Source organism: Candidatus Zixiibacteriota bacterium (assembly GCA_019038695.1).
In the GTDB taxonomy this organism is placed as follows: Bacteria; Zixibacteria; MSB-5A5; order GN15; family FEB-12; genus B120-G9.
Map to the genome: position 1 here is coordinate 32097 of JAHOYZ010000006.1, position 20936 is coordinate 53032.

General features: G+C 51.4%; 16 protein-coding genes. All 16 read right to left on the reverse strand.

Annotation, left to right across the window (positions count from 1 at the left end; translation table 11 throughout):
- Positions 1-213: 213 nt before the first annotated feature.
- The 16 genes from KOO62_01790 to KOO62_01865 all read right to left on the reverse strand — a co-directional run bounded on the left by KOO62_01790 (position 214) and on the right by KOO62_01865 (position 20936).
- Positions 214-498 carry an integration host factor subunit beta gene (locus tag KOO62_01790; GenBank protein ID MBU8932715.1) on the reverse strand — a complete coding sequence of 95 codons (285 nt, stop codon included), beginning with the start codon at positions 496-498 and terminating at the stop codon, positions 214-216.
- 197 nt (positions 499-695) lie between these two features.
- Positions 696-1598 carry a signal peptide peptidase SppA gene (gene sppA / locus KOO62_01795; protein MBU8932716.1) on the reverse strand — a complete coding sequence of 301 codons (903 nt, stop codon included), beginning with the start codon at positions 1596-1598 and terminating at the stop codon, positions 696-698.
- A 10-nt stretch (positions 1599-1608) separates the two neighbouring features.
- Complete coding sequence (locus KOO62_01800; protein MBU8932717.1) at positions 1609-3885, reverse strand: LysM peptidoglycan-binding domain-containing protein; 2277 nt, start codon at positions 3883-3885, stop codon at positions 1609-1611.
- A gap of 247 nt (positions 3886-4132) precedes the next feature.
- On the reverse strand, positions 4133-4705 hold the full coding sequence (locus KOO62_01805) for a hypothetical protein (protein MBU8932718.1): 573 nt from the start codon (positions 4703-4705) through the stop codon (positions 4133-4135).
- Between the two features lie 184 nt (positions 4706-4889).
- Positions 4890-7613, reverse strand: a complete 2724-nt coding sequence (locus tag KOO62_01810; protein MBU8932719.1) for a right-handed parallel beta-helix repeat-containing protein — start codon at positions 7611-7613, stop codon at positions 4890-4892.
- A gap of 82 nt (positions 7614-7695) precedes the next feature.
- Positions 7696-8631: a tRNA (adenosine(37)-N6)-dimethylallyltransferase MiaA gene (miaA, locus tag KOO62_01815; GenBank protein MBU8932720.1), complete on the reverse strand. Its 936-nt coding sequence runs from the start codon at positions 8629-8631 to the stop codon at positions 7696-7698.
- Complete coding sequence (mutL, locus tag KOO62_01820) at positions 8624-10534, reverse strand: DNA mismatch repair endonuclease MutL (protein ID MBU8932721.1); 1911 nt, start codon at positions 10532-10534, stop codon at positions 8624-8626. The genes miaA and mutL overlap by 8 nt, the downstream gene beginning before the upstream one ends.
- Entirely contained in the window at positions 10531-13146 is a 2616-nt protein-coding gene (mutS, locus tag KOO62_01825) for a DNA mismatch repair protein MutS (protein MBU8932722.1), read from the reverse strand. Before mutS ends, mutL begins: the two co-directional genes overlap by 4 nt.
- Positions 13143-14141 (reverse strand): SPOR domain-containing protein, encoded by a 999-nt coding sequence (locus KOO62_01830; protein MBU8932723.1) that lies wholly within the window; start codon positions 14139-14141, stop codon positions 13143-13145. Before KOO62_01830 ends, mutS begins: the two co-directional genes overlap by 4 nt.
- Before the next feature lie 17 nt (positions 14142-14158).
- A complete protein-coding gene (locus KOO62_01835; protein ID MBU8932724.1) occupies positions 14159-15265 on the reverse strand; it encodes a tetratricopeptide repeat protein in 1107 nt (368 codons plus the stop codon).
- A 5-nt stretch (positions 15266-15270) separates the two neighbouring features.
- Positions 15271-15633 (reverse strand): LapA family protein, encoded by a 363-nt coding sequence (locus KOO62_01840; GenBank protein MBU8932725.1) that lies wholly within the window; start codon positions 15631-15633, stop codon positions 15271-15273.
- 115 nt (positions 15634-15748) lie between these two features.
- On the reverse strand, positions 15749-16471 hold the full coding sequence (locus tag KOO62_01845; GenBank protein MBU8932726.1) for a hypothetical protein: 723 nt from the start codon (positions 16469-16471) through the stop codon (positions 15749-15751).
- Positions 16472-16599: 128 nt separating this feature from the next.
- Positions 16600-17472, reverse strand: coding sequence for a DUF3473 domain-containing protein (locus KOO62_01850; protein ID MBU8932727.1), 873 nt, complete (start codon positions 17470-17472; stop codon positions 16600-16602).
- 18 nt (positions 17473-17490) lie between these two features.
- Positions 17491-18303 (reverse strand): CpsD/CapB family tyrosine-protein kinase, encoded by an 813-nt coding sequence (locus KOO62_01855; GenBank protein ID MBU8932728.1) that lies wholly within the window; start codon positions 18301-18303, stop codon positions 17491-17493.
- Positions 18304-18308: 5 nt separating this feature from the next.
- Positions 18309-19430: a hypothetical protein gene (locus tag KOO62_01860; protein MBU8932729.1), complete on the reverse strand. Its 1122-nt coding sequence runs from the start codon at positions 19428-19430 to the stop codon at positions 18309-18311.
- 3 nt (positions 19431-19433) lie between these two features.
- Positions 19434-20936, reverse strand: coding sequence for a hypothetical protein (locus KOO62_01865; GenBank protein ID MBU8932730.1), 1503 nt, complete (start codon positions 20934-20936; stop codon positions 19434-19436).

Consider the following 20936-nt stretch of genomic DNA (forward strand, 5'->3'; position numbering starts at 1 on the left):
TGACGAGTACATTTACAATACGGAGGCTATGTAGAAGGCCCCGGGCGGCATTCGCAAGAAGATACCCGCATCCCAGGTCCGTGTTACTATACCTTTTTCTTCTTGTGGCGGTTGGCGCGTCTGCGCTTTTTCCGCTTGTGCGTCTTGATCTTCAAACGTTTGCGTTTCTTACCGCTGGGCATCAAACCTCCGTAGCATTGGGATGTTAGGGCCTCATATGGCCAATTTCGTAATCATGTTCTTAAATTCATTGGACGGCTTGAAGACCGGAACCTTACGGTCGGGAACCGGCACAACTTCGCCAGTACGTGGGTTGCGAGCCTTACGTGCTTTCCGCAGCTTGACTTTGAATGTCCCGAATCCACGAATCTCGATGTTGTGGCCACTCTCCAGCGACTTCTTCACAGTGTCGAGAAACGAGTCGACAACCACGGCCACGTCGGTTCTGGTGAGTCCAGTTTTTTCGGCAACTCTTTCGACCAAATCAGCCTTTGTCACGACATCCTCCCTCTCAGGTTATATCCGTTCTCTCTTTCATTCACAATCGTCATCAGCCTTCCATGCCATTAACCCGTCGAAACGAGAATTCCCATCCGGGCGAGTTAAGCCCTTGGGGGCTGTTAAGATACATCAAAATAAAGAAAAGGAAAGGAAAAAGTGAAAGTCAACTGTTTTTTGGCATCTTCCACAATCTCTTAGTGATACAAGTACATCAACTGTGGGCCATAAGATTCGCTTCGTAGTGACGAACCCACGCGCCCCAGAATGCCGTTTAGCAAGTCAAACAGCCCGCTGGAGCTCTTTGGTCGGGGCCGGACAATCCTCGGTTCCCCTTCAAGATCAGCCAAATCCGCCGCCAGATCGACCGCTTCCTTCAACCCGCCAAGCGTGTCAACCAGCCCTAAGTTCAAGGCCTGCATGCCAGTAAAGATCGACCCGTCAGCCAGAGGATATATCTCATCAACTTCCTTGCCTCTTCCAGTGGCCACGATGGCTACGAACTGCTCGTAGGTATCCATCACTACTGAGCGCAACATCAATCCTTCCTTCTTGGTCATATCTCGCGAGTAGCTGCCTACGCTCTTGAGTTCACCCGACTGGACAGTTTCGGTGCCGATTCCGATTTTCTCCAGAAGTCCTTCGGCTGTATGAAACTCGAAAACAACCCCAATTGAACCCGTCAGAGTTCCGGGATTGGCAATTATCCGGTCGGCAGCACACGAAATATAATATCCTCCCGAAGCCGCCACCGAGGCCATTGCGGCCACAACCGGTTTCTCTTCTCTTGCTCTTAGAACTGCATCATAAATTTCCTGGGAGATTGCCACTCCCCCGCCACCGGAATTAATATGAATCACAATCGCTTTGATTGACTTGTTCTCCGTCCATTTGTCAAGTTGGCGAATTACGGGGCGGCCGCTCTCCTCATCTATCATACCCCACATTTCTACAACACCAACACTCCCCCCAAAGCCACCGAATTCCATACCGCCGCCATCAGCCATTATGCCGACAAACATCATACCAAAAAAGGCCAGGGCCAGCATGAAGAACACCCCGATCACCACCGCAATAATTACATCTCGTTTTCGTGCCACTGGTAGACCTTTAGTTTCGATATATTTTCAGCTTATCGCCAACCCGGAGCTTGTTCGGATTTCGAAGGTTGTTGGCCTGAACAATGCGCTTTATAGAAGTGCTATACTTGCGGGCGATCCGATCCAGAGTCTCACCCCGCCGAACCTTATGAACGATATACTTTGATCCACTGCTACTTCCCCCCGATACAATCAGTTCCTGTCCGGGGTAAATACGGCTTGAGCGACCGAGACCGTTTAGGCGCCGAATCTGCGAAGTTGTGAGGCCATACTTGCGAGCAATATCCCACAGTGTGTCGCCGCGGCGGACTTTGTGAGTTCCAGCCGACGTTTTGCTGCTGGCAGATATCTTATTGGAGGATCCGCTAGAGGTACTTATCGCCCCAGATGAACTCGTTGATCTGGAGGCAAGATACTTCGCCTCCGAAGGAATTTTCAGCTTCTGTCCCACATAAATACGAGATCCGCGTTCGATGTAGTTAATTTGTCGCAGAGCATTGACAGTTGTGCCAAAAGCTCTAGCGATATCCCACATGGTATCGCCGGACCGTACGGCATAGATAGAACCTTTTGCCTCGTAGTTCCGATTTTTCTTCGATGAGCGAGCTTCCCGATCCAGTGGCACCGGCACGATAAGCTTCTTACCGGCATAGATCGTCGAACGCCGACTCAGGTTATTGGCCTCCATGATCGCATACTGCGAGACACCATAACGAGACGCAATAGTGCTTATGCTTTCCCCGCGCCTGATCTCGTGTCGTACCCAGCTGGTTTCCTTGGGTGACGGCAAAGACTCGTAAGCCGCCAGCAACTTGCCTTTGGCCCCACGAGGGACTTTCAGTATGTACTTCTTCTGATCCGGAGGTGTGTACTTCCGAAGCAACTCGGGATTGAGGTCCTGGAGTTCCTTAGTCGAGCAGCCAACCGTTTTAGCCACCACCGACAGCTCCAGACACTTGTCAATCTCAACCTCGTCCCAGACAATTTCATCCTCAAACTCTATATTTTCAAAGCCATACTTGGCCGGTTCCTTGCCAATAATGGTAGCTGCCATAATAAGCGGCACATAGTCCATCGTCTGGCGGCGAAGCCGCATCTTCCAGAAATCGATTGTCTTCTGCTTTTTAATCGTCCCCCGCACTCTTCCGGGACCACCATTATAGGCCGCCATGGCCAGTTCCCAGCAACCGAACTGCTCGTATAAGTCCTTGAGGAACTGGCAGGCCGCGTGGGTGGACTTCACCGGGTCACGGCGCTCATCCCACCACCAACTTCGATTCAACTTATACTCGCGGCCAGTCGATGAAATGAACTGCCACAATCCAGAGGCTCGCGCCCACGAATAGGCCCGAGGGTTATAGCCAGACTCAACCATTGACAGATAAACCAAGTCATGCGGGAGGCCATACTCATCAATGATCTCCAGCATCATCCTCTTGTACCGATGGGAACGTACCAGAAATTTGGTAAAGGCATCGCGGGCTACGGTCTGATAATAAATGATCGATTTCTTCACCCGGTCGTTCATGACAATCGGAAGATCGTAAGTAATTTTTTTCTCCTGCCGTCCCGACACATACATCGAGTCGGCGCCGATCCTCTCAGCCATGTCACCAAATCGTTCCATTACTGCCGAGGAGGATACATCGCGATCAAGATGTCCGAGCGATCTCAGCGTCACCCGATAATCGGCAATTATGTCGTCCAGGGCGATGGTGTACTTGGCCGCTTCCGGTGTCTCAAGCGAATCAGACTCAATATCCAGCGCTGCCAGGATTCGTAGCGCTTCCTCGAAGTAGTACTGACCTTCCTCCCAGCTTCCCTCGCGATTGGCTATCACACCCATAGCATGATATTCCTCAGCCAGATCAAGTTGACGCCAGATTTCGTCATCAACCGCTGATGCCGAATCATCAATGTCGACCTTCCCGCTATAATACGTCCAGGATGCTTGCGGCTTGGATGCGGATTTGCCCTCCGATTGATTATCGACTGTCGCCGCAGATAAATCTGCTCCCTCTGGTTTGGTCTCATCGGTCTTTACAGCCGCCGTCGCTTCCGAGGTAGCTGTTCCATGCGACCCGGTTTTGGCCGGGATAACCTCTGACTGTTCTTCGCTGGTTCCCTCGGTGGACGCAGTGTCTTCACCTTTAGACACTTCCTCAGTACGATTGCCATATGTCTGGGGCGAGGCGAGTCCACTCTTGCCCCCACAACCTGAAACGATGCCAATTATGAGAAGGATGACCAGGGTGCTAAGGCCTACCCGGGAAGCGTACGTGCACATTGAACTTAAAACCATATTTATCCCAAGCTACGAGTTTTCTTTATACTATCGACTCCAAACAACAGTAGCTTGATGCGTCTGAGGGCCGCATCCATGCTCTGAAAGAGTATACTGTCCGAAGCAGTAGAAAGTGTCAAGTTTTATTGGAAAAAGTGTACGCATCCTAACTGCACTCGACATGTTAGCCCGAACCGCTCCGGTCGATTCCGATTCCCCGGCCATTCAGCCCTGGCCCTCTGCATTGACATTATAGCCTTAGCAGCAAACTCGCACGAGCACCCGGGGAGGTCCATCCTTCATACCCGAGCCAAAAACGCATAGACACATCGGCACTCAGAATCAAAGAGTTGGTTAAGCGATACATCATACCAAGTCCAGGGAAAAGGGCACCGTCCCCCCCACCTCCGCCATCGGAATTGCCACCGATAAAACCGACCGTACCGAGTTTCAGAAGAACTATGGTGCTTGACCCCTTTCTCAAATGGAAATTCAGAGCAATATCAAGTGACAAACCTGTCCAAGAGTAGAACCCTGATGGCACAAGATAGGTTCCCCCGAACTCTATGCCGATACCATTTGGGTTGGCTCGAACGAGGTGGAACGAAGGACCCTTAAGCCCATTCTCTGCTGATTCCTCCCCTTCACCACTGACCAGACTGTACGCTGCTCCCAGCGCCCAACCGTCAAGTAGATGCTGAGAGGCTCCTGCATTGCCGGTATCTCCTATGCTAGCTTCTTCCCCGGCGCAGGGGTCAGCCAAGGGAACCAACAACATTCCACCAGCAAACAGCAGACAGGCAGCTTTGAACATAGTTTTCATGCGAGCACCTCCATTTCCCCGTCCTCCCACAAGCAAATGCAACAGGCACGATTGATCCATTTCAGAAGCTTCTCTGAATTTGAGTAGAGCTTATCGCGTTGGCAATAACAATCTCGTCACCCAGATCGTCATTCGCCTGCTCAAGTTCGAATCACATAGCCAGGGTGCCGGCTCGGTCTCTCCCCTACGGGCACGGGGGCGGCGGACAACTCCCCAGAAACAGATAGCACACCAGATAGGTCACATCAGCAATATTGATGGGTCCTTTGCCGGACTGACCGTCGACATTACCTTCCTCGGTGCATGGTGGAGGTGGTCCACCGGTGAACATATAAGCCACAAGGTATGTCAGGTCAGCAATGTTGATAATTCCGGAGTGATCTACATCACCCCTGACTACACAACAACTGCAGTCTCCCGGTTCAAGGGCACCTATTAGTACGCCGCAACTATTATTGGCCGGAGCACAGACCGATCCTTCCGATGGCCGGTAGTCATGCGCAGTGGTGTCACAAAAAAGAGGATTGACCGAAATATTGTTAAAATCATCACCGGCAAACACAGTATCAATACCGTAGAAATCCTCACCGCCGTTACCAAATGAATTGTTACAGTTGATCTGGTACTCACCGGGCGCATAAAACGTCATGCCGTGTTGCTCGTTAAAGGCACTAAGCACGTTGGTAATCCAGCAGGTATCCTGGTACATCCCGACTGCGTCCTCCCCTTCCTTGGGATATGACCAGTCAATGGCCAAACCGCGGTCATTAGCTGCGAAAGTGCAGTTGTGTACATCAATGCCGTAAATACCCATGGCCTGCATGAGCAACGCTCCGAAACCGTCGTTGTGATGCACCAGTGTTCCCTCGAGGACAATGGGCTGTGTGTTGTGTACGTGTAAGCCCATTTGGTCGTTGTGGGCTATTTCGCAGTTTGTAATGGTCGCTTCCAGGCCGTAGATATGGACGGCAGTCCAGCCGGTATTGTGGGTCACGATGCAGTCAGATATGATGACCTTGCCGTCTCCCCACCAGTAGGCATTGATGGCCATACAACTGTCCCTTGTGATGATGCAATCCCGCACAGATACCGATGCCCCCACAGCGTTGACGGCGCCCTCGCCATAGGGGTCATCAGACCAGGCACCCGTAATAGTAAAACCCTGGATTATGGAGGTCGTGTCTTCCCCGGACTGGAGGATGAAGGCCAGCCTTGGGCTGCCTGCGCTCCCTTCGCAGTCAATGGTCGTAGACTCCGGCCCGTTCTCAGACATCACCGTCAGCGGTTTGCCGTGGAAATCAATATCATAGTTACCGGGGCCGGTAAACACTCCATCAGCTACCAGGACCGTATCATAGTTTTGCGCCCAGTCAATCGCAGCCTGAATCGTTGGCTGACCGCTCGGAACGTGAATCACCATCGGCGTACGAGTACTGAATGACTCCGTGGTCGACCAGGCGGAATACTCATAACCATTGAAAACGCGACACCGCCACCAGTACTCGGTATCCACTGCCAGGCCCACGAAACGGCGGGACGTCGTTTGGTTCTCCTGCTCTTCAGTGCCATACGTGGAGTCCGCAATAACGCTCAGCCCTGGGTCGGCGTATATCTCAAAATCATACGTCAGATTGTCCCAGGGGTGGTCGGCGTTGGTCGTCACCAGATGAACGTCGAGAATGCTCACCAGGTCCGGCGAAGTTGGCCAGACAGGTGCAGGCGTAGTCGGCAGGGTGTTCATCCTGAACACCGACTCGTACCATCCTCCCCAGCTACTGCCGTTGTATACCCGCAGACGGTAGTAATATGTCATGCTATCCACAAGAGCGGAGCCGGTGTAAGCGGCGCTTGTATCCGATGAGTATACCTGACCCGTAGCCCATGTCTCCGCCAGCAACCAGTCATTGTCCATGCCGACTTCGATTTCGTATCCGGTGGGCGAACCAACCGGATCATAGAAAAACCAATGGAACACCGGTGAGTGATTGATAACGTGAGCCACATCTTCTGAATCCAAATTGACAAACAGCGCCCGCGGCGGATTCTGATCGAAATGGGCAGCGCCCATATCATTACGAGTGCCGTCGGGGTCGTTGTACATTGCGGCAGGATTGCCGGCATCTATGCACGGAGATGTAGGCTGTAGATAGAAACAACCGTTAGCCGGATCGATAAACAACGGATCGACTGAAATGTCGGTGGGATCAGGAGTAAAGTTGTAGTAGTTGGTACCATTGCCCCACGAGTTATTGTAATCTTCGATCAACGTGTAATAGCCCTGGAAACCGTGCCCACCACCATTGGTGATGATGTTGTTCCTAATAATCGCCGGGGCAACCGAGCCTTCCACTCCATCGTGGCAATTGTATAGAGTGTTGTTAATAAACTGGATCGTATCCCCGGTGTAAATATGAACCGCGGGATTGGCACTCGGGCTGTCATAGAAAATATTATGACTGACCATAGTGCTGCAGGTCCCCCGGGCGTTCACGGCCGCGTTCCAGGGTGTGTTGCTGCTATGGAACCGAAAGTGGTTCTCTGTGACTGTTGGCGAGGCATCACGGATCCTGACGCCCGAAGCCCCACCTCCGGCGTACATAATACTGAAGCCTGACAATACCGCTGTTCGTGGCTCATCATTGTGAAACCAGACCACCGGCAGATGGGCAGAGTCCGGACGCAGCCATGTCACCAGCGGACCTGCCTCGGAGGTTACTACGATTGACTTGCCGCCGTAGTCAAGATTGACCCAATATGTTCCGGGAGATACGAGTACTGTATCACCAGTTACAGCACCGTTGATTCCAGCCTGAATTGTGGCTGAGTCGCCCGGCACATGGATTATGGCGGCTTGGACAGTGGAGAGACAAAGGGTACAGAACAATGCAGCGAATAGTGCTCTATTCATGACTATTTCCTTTTCTCTGATTGGTACACTCACGGTCGTACAGAGGCAATATATGACTGAATGTCTTCTTTGTCAACGCAGATCAGAGCATGGTTCTTGGGAACAACGAAAGAACTTCCACCAGAATCTTCACGAGTTTGTCCCTGCTCTCGAAAAACTCACACTCTCCCTGATGACGGAACCAGGTCATTTGGCGCTTGGCGTAGCGGCGTGTGTTTTGTTTGATTAACGCAATTGCTTCTTCAAGTGAATACTTGCCGTAGATGTGATCAAGCAGTTCACGGTAGCCAATGACGTTCGACTTCCTGATTGCCTCTCCCCGACCATTGTCTATAAGCGAAGTCAACTCATCCAGCCAACCTTCGGCCATCATCTCATCTACACGCCCATTGATGCGTTCGTACAGCTTCTCTCGTAGCGGTGCCAGGCAATAGTGTTGAAACTTGTAGTCGCTCTTGTGGTATGCACCGGTGACAGCCAACTCAGAACGTGTTTTGCCTGTTCGTTCGAAAATCTCAAGGGCACGGATCACACGCACTTTGTTGTTAGGATGCAACCGGGCTGCTTCAAGCGGGTCGATCTGTTCCAATCGCTCATACATGGCCTGCGCTCCGATTCGATCAATCTCCTGTTCAAGACGTTTGCGAATTGACAGGTTATCGCCCTCAATTTCTACCACACCTTCGGATAAAGCTCTCAAGTAAAGACCGGTTCCTCCAACAACAACCGGAATATTCCCACGGCTGAGAATTGCGCCAATAGATCTGTTGGCGTCATCAATGAAACGATAGGCAGAATATCGCTCTCCGGGATCAACGATATCGACCAAGTGAATTTCTACGGCCTTGCATTCTTCGGGAGTAGGTTTGGCAGTACCAATATCAAGATGCTTGATAATCTGGCGTGAATCGGCCGAGACGACTTCGATTGGCAACGTACCAGCCAACGTCACGGCTACGCCGGTTTTGCCGGAAGCGGTGGGACCGCAGATAATCGGTATCGGCGGAAGATTACCCACGACCGAACTGCCGATTGATATCTTCCTTGCTTATCCTCACCAGCGTGGGCCGTCCGTGCGGGCAGGAGTATGGCTCCCGGCATTGCATCAGAGCCCTCAGCAAATGCTCGGCCTCTTTGTCATTGAGTCGATCACCCGACATCACTGCCGACCGACAGGCAATAGATTGTGCCATCGCCTTCAACAGATCCTGTCCTGCTTTGCGGAGCGAAGCCAGGTCATCAATAATCGCCAGCAGTACCTTCTCAGGAGACTTAGACGACAGCACTGTCGGCACGGCCTCAATGTTCACCATTCTCCCTCCGAACGGTGAGACCACAAAACCCGACCGGTCGAGCATTTCCTGGGATTCTTCAAACACGGCCAGTTGTTCGGCGGTCAAATCAACCTGAACCGGGAATAAGAGGTTCTGCCCATCGACCGCACGCTTCTCAATTTTCTCAAGCATCTCTTCATAGAGCACGCGCTCGTGGGCGGTGTGCTGATCAACAATAAAGAGGTCGTCACCGGTCTGGATCAACAGATACAGGTCAGCAAACCGTCCCACATAACGGAAAGACGATTGCGGTCCAATAGGTGGATTCTCGATTCTCTTATCCTGAGAAGTGCCTGCCTGAGGCTCAGCCTTCTCAAACACCTCGCCCGTCTCGCGATTGACCCCCATCGGGGGGCTTCCCATCGGGGGGCTTCCCATCGGGGAATCATCTGACGAATTCGATGCGGCCTCAAGCGGACGATACAACTCAGAAAGTGTACCGGGATCAACTGGTTGGCACTCATACACACCCGGAATCACAGCCTGGTTTGAGTCCGATGCAGTGGTCGTTCCACCATTGCGAACAGCCCTCGGTGAGGGTCGCGGCTGCGATTGACTGAAAGCCGGAATAATTCCATCCCGGCGCAAACCCTCGGCCACGAGCAGGCGAACAATATGATGTATTTCTCTCTCGTGCGCCAGACGCACCTCGGTTTTTCCAGGGTGGACATTGACATCAACTTCGGTCGGGTCGACAGTAATCAACAGCGCCCCAACCGGGAACAATCCTTTTGACAGCAATTCCCCGTAACCCGCAACAAACGCATGGGACAGTGTCGGTGATTGAACATACCGGCCATTGACAAAGATAAACTGGCCATTGCGATTATGCTGCGCCGCGTCGGGTAAACCAACACACCCCAGAACAGATGCAGACTCATCCTTTCCCTCGACAGGGACGAAATCTCGTTTCTTACCCAGCACATCCGTAACGCGCTCGACGAGCGATTGCTTGGGCGGTACTGCAAAGAGCTTACGGCCATTGCTGGAATATGAAAACCCAATGTCCGCCCGTCCGATGGCCAGGGCGGTGGCCGCCCGGGAGAGATATCGCGCTTCAGTAGCTTCGGATTTGAGAAACTTGCGCCGGGCGGGAGTGTTGAAAAACAGATTCTCGACCTCAACCGTTGTGCCCGGAGCAGCCGGGATCGGCTGCACCGACTGCAACACCCCTCCCTCAAAAATAATCTCCACACCTGAAGCGGCATCATGCGGTCGGGACACCATCCGCATCCGCGACACTGACGCAATCGAAGGCAGAGCCTCACCGCGAAAGCCATAAGTATCAAGATTATTGAGATCGTTAAAAACAGCTATCTTGGAAGTCGCATGGCGCGAGAAGGCAATCTCAATCTGCTCCTCGGCAATCCCGCAACCATTGTCAACGATCCGGATGAGCTTTATTCCTGCACCTTCGACGAGAATGTCGATTCGATCCGAACCGGCGTCGATAGCGTTCTCTACCAGTTCCTTCAACACAGCGGCGGGTCTCTCGACGACTTCTCCAGCCGCGATTTTGTTGACTACCCGATCGGGCAGTGGCCTTATCCATGCCTTGTGTCGATTGTTATCTTGTGGAAGCTTCACTCCATGTCCTCACGAAGCTGGCGTAGAAAATCAAACGCCTCGACCGGTGTCATATGGTCAATATCTGCAGTTCTTATTTTCTCTTCAGTTTTCGACGGCTGTGGCTCGAACAACGATGGCTGCACCTTTTCCTTGTAAATGCCCTGACCGAGTTCGGAGCGAGTGAACTTGCCAGATTCAAGCAACCGCAGGATTTGACGCGCTCTGACAATCGGCTGGCGCGGCAGTCCGGCCAACTTGGCAACTTCAATACCATACGAGTCATCGCAACCACCGGGAACGATTTTGTGCAGGAACACAACCCGGTCTTCCCATTTCTTAACGGCTACCTGGAAATTGACGATCTGCGGATAAATCTCCGCCATGCCGGTCAATTCATGATAGTGCGTGGCGAACACTGTGCGTGATTTGGAGTGTTCGTTGATGTACTCCACTACCGCCCACGCTACTGACAGGCCGTCGAAAGTTGATGTTCCCCGTCCAACTTCATCGAGCAGAACGACCGAACGGTCAGTAGCATTATGTAAGATATTCGCCGTTTCTACCATCTCCACCAAAAACGTCGATTGCCCCCGAGCGAGATTGTCCACCGCACCCACCCTGGTAAACACGCGATCGGCCAATCCGATCTCAGCCCGTGCAGCAGGTACGAAAGAACCAATTTGGGCCAGAATGACAATAAGTCCTGTCTGACGCAGATAGGTTGATTTGCCCGACATATTGGGACCGGTCAGTATCTGAATGCGATCCTTCTCTGACGAAAGGGTAATATCGTTGGCTACAAATGATCCGGTCGGAAGCACTGTTTCGATAACCGCATGACGACCCTCTTCGATATCCAACCGCGAATCCTCGAAAATCTCTGGGCGGCAATAGTGATTCTCCACTGCCACTTCCGCCAGACCAGAGACCAGATCGATTTCGGCCACCAAATCACCACTGGCAATAATGTCGGCGATACGAACCGCCAGAGATTCGACCAATTGACAATACAGCTCTTCCTCAAGCTTGAATATCTTCTCCTCGGCGGTCAGGATAAGCGCTTCCTTTTCCTTGAGTTCCGGGGTGATATAGCGCTCGGCATTCACAAGCGTCTGTTTGCGGATATAGTCTTCCGGCACACCGTCACTATTGATCTTCGTGACTTCGATATAGTACCCAAACACCTTATTGAAACCGACTTTGAGCGTGTTGATTCCCGTTCGCTCGCGCTCGGTTTTGGCCAACGAAGCGATATACTGGCGGGCATCACGGATAGAGTCGTTTAGTTTATCCAGTTCAGTTGAGAATCCACGTTGGATTATGTCCCCTTTGGTGGTTACCAAAGGCGGCTCGTCAGTCAGTGCCTCGCTGACTCTGGCGATAATATCATCGCAGTCAGGCAAACTGCCACCGATACCGGATAAGTGAGGACCATTGGCCTCTGCCAGTATCTGCCTGAGTTGTCTACATACGGAGAGGCCGTCCCTGATCCCCAACGCCTGGCGCGGGTTCAATTTGCCGATTCCAAGCCGTCCGGCGAGTTTTTCCAGGTCGGGCGAACCCGTTGTTTGCTGTCGGATGGCATATGCCAGTTCTCTGTTTCTTACTAGTTCGGCAACACCTGAAAGTCGGCGTTCAATTCTAGCTCTGCTGCGAAATGGTCTCAGCAACGCATTGCGGAGACGACGCCCCCCCGCCCCAGTTTGGCAACGATTGACAGCCGAGAACAATGTATGCTGTTCGGTGTTGAGAGCAATGTTGGCCACCAACTCCAGATTGCGCACCGTGCCGTAGTCGAGAGCCATGTACTCATCCTGATCAAACCTTGTCAGCCGGTTGATATGGCGCAGATTCTCAAGATGGTTTTCCTTGAGATACCGCAGCACAGCTCCGGCGGCGGTGATAGCGGCATGGCTGTCGCCCACTCCGAATCCATCCAGCGTACTCGTGCCGAATTGATCGTTGAGTTCCCGCTTGGCTGTGCGATAATCGAAATTCCAATCTTCGAAGCCGGTTAATTGTGTTTCACCATTGGTCAAGCCCAGGCGAGTTACGAGGTCCGGGTTGTCCGAACAAGATGACGGATACAGAATTTCTTTGGGACCCAAAACCTTGAGCCGCTCGAGCATTTCATCGGACGAACCCTCATCGACAATGAAGGAACCAGTGGATAAATCAAGCGCCGCCAGCCCCAGCGTCTTAGGTTTCAAACGTTCATATAACGCCACCAACCATACCGACTGCTGATCGCTTTCGCCAGTATCAATAGCAGCCGTACCGGGAGTGAGAATCTCGACAATCCCGCGCTTGACCAGTCCTTTGGCAGTCTTGGGATCCTCGGTTTGCTCAACGATCACGACCTTCTCCCCGGCTGACACCAATCGAGCAAGATACTTGTCCGCACTGTGGTGGGGTACTCCGGCCAGAGGGATACGTTCCTGTGCTCCGTGGGCACGAGAGGTGAGAGTTATGCCGAGGATCGGTGCTGCCCTCACCGCATCGTCACCAAACATCTCATAGAAGTCACCCATGCGAAAAAATAGTATCTTGTCGGGATGCTGAGCTTTGATATCATGGAACTGCCTCATCAGCGGCGTTATCCGGGAGTCTTTGCCGGCAGAACCAGTCATCGAGCGACGACCTGAAAAACCTCGTGATGGGTTGCTTCCAACCTCTTCTTGAATGCTGCGGCCTCATCGTAACCGGAGAACCGGCCAACATAAACGACGCGGTACTTCACGTCGGAGATCGTCATGGATTTGATCTCCACTTTCTGATCATACTGCTTGAAGAGATTGGCCTGTTTCGTGGCATTGGAACGCTCAGAAAAAACACCAACCTTAACCGAATAAAACGTACCGGTGAGTCGGTCCGCTTCCCGGTTGCGCTCCTCCCCCGATGATAGCTTGGCCAGACCGTCCACCAGAGCATCCAACCCAACCGCCGAAGGATACGCTTCTCGAAGCAGATTGTATGTGAATACGGCGTCATCAATCCGCCTCTGATTGATAGCGTTTATAGTCAGCTGATAGAGGGCTTGAGAAACGCCGGGACCAGAACGCAGTCGAGATAATCCACGCAACAACTTGTCAGCCCCGATACGTTTGCCGAAGGCCGACATAACTCGCGCCTTGTCAATCTTTCCCCACTGCTGCAGATCGCGTTTAGTGTAGCGTAGCAAGTATCGGTCCACCTGTCGCAAAGCCGACTCAAGATGACCTTGATCTTGATCCACATACACAGAGTAACGATCCATCCGCTCTCCGAAGCGACCGGTTTCCCACGAAGATGAGTATTCGACAATCAATCGCTCCAGTCTCTTGTTATTGCCTGCGACCAGATAGTACTGGGCCAGCCTGTAATGTATCTCTTCCCAATACCTGGCATCGACCGCCGATTTCAAAGCAGCCTCCATCAGATCGGCCGACTTCGCGGCATCTGTCTCCAGTAGGGATTGAAAAAAAAGCGTGTTGCCGTCACGCAGAGTCGCAGTTGAGATGGCCGATAAAGCTTCGTTAGCCTCCTTGAGCCGTCCCTTTTTGATCAACGAATAGGTATCATCGGCAGCCGCTGTCGCACAACCGATCAGCAGACTGACAGCCGCAAGTAACAGACGAATAGTCATGGTCTTTTCAGTAGTTGCTATTGTTCTGCAGGTTGTCGAATTGAAGCTGAAGAAGCAGCTTCTCCACTATCTGGAATAACCGTATCTTCTCCGCGCCGGGCAATCGTCCGGAATAACTCATCCAATCGACGGTTATCATTGCGACCGAGGTAAACACGGATAAGCTCGACAACCGATTTCAAATGGCCCGGGTGGTCCTCAACAATCTGTTCCAGCATGCTGCGAGCAGTATCCACATCTCCCTTCTTCTCGGAGAACTCAGCCAGCGTCAAGCGAGCCTCAAGATTTCGGGGATCATGACTGAGAATACTGTCACACACATCGGACAACTCACCGTAGCGCCCAAGATCGAACAAGGTTTTCTTCAGCCGTTCAATCACTTTGTGACCCTGATCAGGGACCACACCAATGAGCTTTTTCCAGAAATTCACCGCATCTTCAAAACGCTCCTCGTCGCGGTAGGAATCCCCGACCGCCAGGAATGCCTGTACATAGGTCGGATCCAGCCCGATAGCTTCCTTAAACAGAATCCGCGCCTTATGGTGTTCGAGTTTCTGATAGAGGTCATAGCCCATTCGATATTTGTACACCGCCAGCCTTTTCCGGCTCTTCTCCCCCTCAATCTTGAGCAGAGCAGCTGCGGTATCATACGCCTCGTCCCACTTATTTGCCGCTTCCTGGATTTTCAATAGTTCCTCATGTACCCAGCGATCATCGGGCGCCAGAGCGAGCAGTTCTTTGAGCGCTGCCTCAGCCGTATCAAGATCCCGCAATGCAAAGTAGTCTTCCGCCAGTTGCCGTAAAATCGCTTTCTTGTCGTCGGAAGGCAGGTGCGTTCGCAGGGTCAGGTCCTTGTGTACTTGCAGTGCTCGATCTGGTTTACCATTCTCGCGAAGAATCTGACCCAGTCGCAGATAAGCATCAATATTGGATGTTTCCTCGGCCACAACCTGTCGCAGCTTGGTGAAAGCCTGAACCTGTTCATCATTGAGAAGATCCTTGAGCGCTTCGACATAAAGCACAGAAACCGATTTGGTCGGCTTACTCAGGAAGCGTTTGTATACCAGGTAGAAGGCCAGCGAGGTGCCCAACAGAACGAAAAATACAACACCGTATTCAACCATGCCCGCTACCGATCCTTCCGGAGAGTGTTCGACTTTCGCGGCGAAGATTGATCCTGCAATAGCATCTCGGCGGACTCCTCAATCGGTCTATTACGCAGCACCGTAACCTCGGTCTCAAGCGCCCGAATCTGTCTTCTGCAACCGCGCTGAGTAACTGCCATCCTGATATAGGCCGAGATGAAGACCAGCAACGACAACACTACACCGCAGGCAAATGACCAGAAAACAACTTCGATCACAGCCACTTCAGAAAATGTCTTCCAGACGAGATTAATATCGACTCGCTGGTCCAACTGTACATTGTAGATGGCGAACGTGACAATGGCCAAAACAATGATTGTCACGAAAATCGCCCGCAAGGCCCACATGCGAACCTCCCAACAGGTTGCCTGTTTCTTCTATAACAACTAATGATACCGGAAGAGTCTCAATCAGTCAACTCCAAAGGCTACTCCCCGAATGTCAGGATCCGTTCCGTGTAATCTATTCCACCAGTTTATACGAGTCGATCACAGCCTTAACTTCCGCCCAGACCAATGGGAAAGACTGACCCTCACAGATCACATGAAACAACACCAGATGCTCTTTCCCGACAGGCAAAATCACCACTCCGCCCTGATGGGCGCCGTAGACACGCTTGCCACTTCCGGTGGAAGCCGATTGGGTTACCATCTTGATGTACTTTGCCTTGCCTTGCCAGAGCACTCCCTTGTTCTCACCCACCCGAAGTGACTTTCGTTTACGCGTGACAACATCCTCGCGCTCCCCGTCACCGATGGACTGGTTGTTGAGAATCTCAAACTCTTTGAAAATGTCTTTCTTCACCTTCGAAGAGTATGTATCGCTCAAAAGCGAATCAAGAAATTCGAAGGGGGTAACGTGGGTCTCAGCGACATACACAGTCAGGCGAGGCACCAAGGTATAGTCAGGCGCATCAACATACTCCGACGGAATTTGATAGTTTTTCTGTATAAGGACCAGACGATAAGGATCATCCAGCTTACGCAACCGCGAAGTCCAGGCCTTCGGCAGGGTTATTTGAAAACCATATTTCGCATCGGTGTAAACAGAGTCTTCAATCTTGCCCGACTTGGGCTTCTTTTTACGTGCATCTGCGTTCGGAGCACAGACGGCCAGAGCAATCAATAGAATCATCAATCGTCTCAATATCAACATGTTACCTCGCACCTCCTCTTCGGTATTCATCCACCGTTAAAGTTTACTCTTATACATCGGCAGTCAAGGATTAAATGAAAAAACAAGCGTATATACGTTGACAAAAGACCGTCACCGACTCGGATACGTAAGAGATCACATCATCTCTCGGCCAAATATTAATCGACATGAAAACCTATCCGGCGTCTCTTCAGTCGCTTAAGATACTCCCCCATCGAGACAAACGGGAAATCACTCAGAAGACGATCAAGTTTGCGAATGAAAACCGATGTTGATCCGTACATACGGAAGCGTTGTATAGCTGATAAATCGTCAATTCTGGGCGGATCGGGATCGATTTCCCAGGGATGCATGTAGACCATTACGGGCCGGTTGTCGGCATTAAGACGTCGGATCATCCAGCGTGTATACCAATATGGCGAGTGACGCAGAAAACCGCCACCGCCGATAGGGATATTCTGTCCCAGCAACTGGTAAGTTGAAGCCGGAATTTCGTACAAACTACGACCACTTTTCAGGTTCATCTTGAACGTATGCCGAGGGCCATCAGGGATACCATAGATGTCATGCTTAATAGGAAAAACGGAGCTATCGTACTCGAAGCCTAACTCGGCCAGAATTTCAAACGCCCAAGACGTGCTGGGATCAACCGACCAACTGGGTGCCCGATAACCACTCGGCGAGCGACCGAGGGCACTAACGATAGCCCCTATCGCCATTTTGGTATCCTTGCGAAACGTATCCGGTTCCAGGGTGTTGACCCGGACGTGTGCATAGCTGTGGCAGGCAATCTCGTGTCCTTCTCGTTGGATTTCACGGAGCAAATCAGGATAGCGATCAGCCACCCAACCAAGTGCAAACCAGGTGGCAGTGACTTCTCGAAACCGGAACAGCTCCAACAGTCGACGTGAATTCCTGACTACCGTTGACTGCAGTTGGCCCCAATTATCGCGCGAATAACGATTAGATAAAACTTCTACGGCGAACCACTCTTCAAGGTCTACTGTAAGAATGTTATTTGTGAACTCCATTCGAGCTCATCTCAAAGATCAGGGAAAACGTTTAGGAGTATCGTTGTTTTTCGAGGTCAACCGTGAGGCGGTTTGCCTGGAACTCCGGGATCGCGATTGTCTCTTTCTACGTCGATCTCCTCGTCGATGTTTCGCACTGTCGACCGGACTATCGTAGTCATAGTACTTATAGTCGTAGTAATAAGGCAGACTGTTGTTCATGTTGTTGAGTACGACCCCTGTGATACGATTGCCATCGGCTCCAAGAATGTCCACAGCTCGCTCCACAACTTCTTTTTGCGTCGCTCCAGCCTTGACAACCAGTAATATAGCATCCATCTTCGGAGCCAGGAGCATCGGGTCCGATACGGGCAGAATCGGAGCGCAGTCTACGAAAATCAGATCATAGTAGAACTTTAAGTCATCAATGATGCGACTGATTACCTCAACATTGAACAACTCCGATGGACGCTCACTACGCAAACCAGCATTAATGATGTGCAATTGCTCCAGATCGGTCTGTCTTACCACCTTAGCTGCGCTAAGGTCACCAGACAACACTTCGGCCAATCCCCTTTCACGATCCATACCGAATAACTTGTGGATCGAAGGACGTCGAAGATCGGTATCAATAATCAACGTCTTGAGCCCCTTCTGTCTGGCTGCGGTCAGGGCCAGGAACGAACATATAGTTGATTTCCCCTCAGCCAGCATGGCGGAAGTAATCATTATAGCCTTATTCTCAGACTCCGTTGAAAAACTCTGGATGCGCTGCAACAAACGGCGAAACTCCGTTGCTACGGGTAACTCAGGAGAGTAGAAGTCAAGAATTGAAACCGGCCGTCGTGCCATCAAAGTCAACCTTTCTTGACTATGCGGTCGAGCGCCGCGTTCATCGCAGACAGTTCCTTCTTGGCTTCTTCATAACAAGTAGCTGCTATTCCAAGCGAGGGGTTCAGCTCTGTTGTCTTGCGGTAACTCATCACACCCTTTTCCCAAAGCACACGGGAGTACTCCAGGTAACAACGAGAGAGGTCGGAATATAGATCCACGTACATAGGATTACCCTCGATCTTCCCCTCCAGGTATCGAATCTGATCGCGGAGCCTTTCCTCAGAAATCATCTGCGGATCCAGGGTTTGCTTCATATGGAAACCAGCAAATTCTCGTCTGTGTTTTTCCTGTTTTTGTCGTCTGATACGGGAGAACAGCTCGAACGCTTTATCCAAGTCTGAGTTGGCAATGGCTCTCGTTGCTTCCTCGAACAGGGAAGAATCATAGTCCGGGTAAATCAGTACAGCTTTCTTGAAACATTCCATCGCTTTGCTCACCGTCGCTGCGCGCGAAGAAGCGTCCGATTGCTGTGGTGCCTGCGCGAGTAGAACCATACCGAGATTAAAGTACGCATCGGCGTAGTACAAATTTAGTCCCAGAGCTTGTTCAAATTCACCTACTGCCTGATCGCTGGCTCCGTGCGCATGGAGAGCAAGACCAAGGTTGTTGCGGTAATCGGCAAAGCCTGGTTGTTGCTTTGCCGCTTCGTACAGCATCTTGGCGGCTTCCTCCGGTTGACCAAGGGCCAGTTCGGTCAAACCAAGGTAATTAAAAGCAAGGTGGCTCTGAGCATTCCGGACAGTCGCATTCTGGAACAACTCCCGAGCCTCAAGAAAATACTGTTTGTAATAAAAGGCGATGCCTAGCTGGGTCAGTGAGTCGGAACTGCCATCCTCCAGCGCGTGTCGAAAAGCCTCCATCAGATATTCGATCTCGTTCTTCTTCTTTTCGTGAACGCTCTTCAGTAGCGAGACAACGTCATCCGCATCATAATCCTCAAGCTGCGGATGTGTATCCGTCTCGACCAGTACGCCATTGATCCATACTTCAGACGAAATCGCAGCAGCGCTGATGTCATTGCGGGTCTTGATCAGGAACTCCCGATCACTCTCTACGAGCTTGCTCTTGAGCTGATAGGTTTCCATAGTTTACTGTCGGATCCTCTTTAGTTTGTCGATTCGAGGGACGGTAGCCAACACTGGGAGATTCAAAATTTCTTCAATGTCGCTGATCTTCTTGAACGAATTATCAAATATCTCTGCCAGAAACGCCGCAGCACCACCCAGCATTAGCCCTAACATCAGCCCCATCCCCAGAATTTTATTCTGATCAGGCCAGAAATGAGTCAACGGAATCTTGGCTGGTTCAATAATCCGGTACTTGACTCGGTCCTTGGCACGCTCAGACAAAATCGTGACGGTCGCTTCCTCGGAGCGAAAGGCATCTCGATACTTGCGGGCATCAGCTACCCTGCGTTCGAGTTCGGATATTTCGGACTGAAGACGCGGTAATTGATTTATCCGCGCGTCCACGCGAGCCACAGACCGTTCCATCTGACGTTTCCGTGATCGGAGCACATCGAGATGTTCTTCTACAATGAAATATTCCCTTAGCAACTCGCGTTGGTTTTCAGGATATGAGACAAATTGTGCATCTACGGCCTCACCAATAGCAAACACAAGTAAACGAAGATTATCATTGAGACGAATATTGACATTGATCACGTTCTGTTCGTTCCAGGCGTATTTTTCCATAAGACTGGCATAACGTATGACCTGAGCATCGATTTCGGAACGCAATTCCACGATCGTATCGGTGTACTTCACTCTTACTTGTTCCAACCCCAGAGCTCGCAACTCGTCTAGCAGCCGCTGCCGGTCACTTTCATAGTCCTCTAACTCCAGTTGTGCTTTATCAATGTCGGAGAGGACATCGCGACGATTCGAATCCGACGAAATGTTTTCCGGCAATTGCAATTGAGTCATACGCATCTGGGCAGCAGTGAGGGAATCAATCATCTGTTGATAGTAGAACTCGGTCTTTTCCAACTGCAGATCAGCGAATGACTGGTTGTCGAGAATCCTCTCCATCTCGTATCGTGTTTTCTCCCGTTCAAGAATCGCCGCTAAAGTGGTGACCATGTCGCGCGCTTCCACAGGATCGGGACAGACAGCCGTAAGGCGAATCTGGTCAGCCCCGGCAAAAGAAACCGACACCTGCTTCCGCAACTGGTCAACAAGAAGATTGAATTTCATTTGCTCCAAGGAAAAGGACGGATTTTCCTCTCGCAAACGAGCGGCCCGACGAATAATCTCCGGGTCCTGATCCATCCCTTGTTCACGAATGAGCTGATGAAGATAAGTCTGTGAGGTTATTTCGATCTGAAGCGCACGCAGTCGTCGCCGACTTTCTTCACCACTTTCACGACCCGCTCGCTCACGACCAAGTATACTGACTAACTCTCGAGAAACATTATGCGGACGATCAATCCAAATGATAGTAGAAGATTGATACTTGGGAGCCAGGAAATAGGTAACCCCATACGCTATGGCCGTCACGATGATCAAAGGAACAATCACCAGCCATTTGCGCTTGACTATAACCGAGATAATATCCCGTACGTTGACAGATTTTTCGCGCTTGGTGTGCAT

Excerpts from the sequence above, each read along its gene's own strand:
- KOO62_01855 (MBU8932728.1), bottom strand. The coding sequence starts at position 18,303 with ATGGCACGACGGCCGGTTTCAATTCTTGACTTCTACTCTCCTGAGTTA.
- KOO62_01800 (MBU8932717.1), bottom strand. The coding sequence starts at position 3,885 with ATGTGCACGTACGCTTCCCGGGTAGGCCTTAGCACCCTGGTCATCCTT.
- KOO62_01845 (MBU8932726.1), bottom strand. The coding sequence starts at position 16,471 with ATGAATACCGAAGAGGAGGTGCGAGGTAACATGTTGATATTGAGACGA.
- KOO62_01810 (MBU8932719.1), bottom strand. The coding sequence starts at position 7,613 with ATGAATAGAGCACTATTCGCTGCATTGTTCTGTACCCTTTGTCTCTCC.
- KOO62_01830 (MBU8932723.1), bottom strand. The coding sequence starts at position 14,141 with ATGACTATTCGTCTGTTACTTGCGGCTGTCAGTCTGCTGATCGGTTGT.
- KOO62_01860 (MBU8932729.1), bottom strand. The coding sequence starts at position 19,430 with ATGGAAACCTATCAGCTCAAGAGCAAGCTCGTAGAGAGTGATCGGGAG.
- KOO62_01805 (MBU8932718.1), bottom strand. The coding sequence starts at position 4,705 with ATGAAAACTATGTTCAAAGCTGCCTGTCTGCTGTTTGCTGGTGGAATG.
- KOO62_01850 (MBU8932727.1), bottom strand. The coding sequence starts at position 17,472 with ATGGAGTTCACAAATAACATTCTTACAGTAGACCTTGAAGAGTGGTTC.
- KOO62_01865 (MBU8932730.1), bottom strand. The coding sequence starts at position 20,936 with ATGCACACCAAGCGCGAAAAATCTGTCAACGTACGGGATATTATCTCG.
- mutS (MBU8932722.1), bottom strand. The coding sequence starts at position 13,146 with ATGACTGGTTCTGCCGGCAAAGACTCCCGGATAACGCCGCTGATGAGG.
- KOO62_01835 (MBU8932724.1), bottom strand. The coding sequence starts at position 15,265 with ATGGTTGAATACGGTGTTGTATTTTTCGTTCTGTTGGGCACCTCGCTG.
- KOO62_01840 (MBU8932725.1), bottom strand. The coding sequence starts at position 15,633 with ATGTGGGCCTTGCGGGCGATTTTCGTGACAATCATTGTTTTGGCCATT.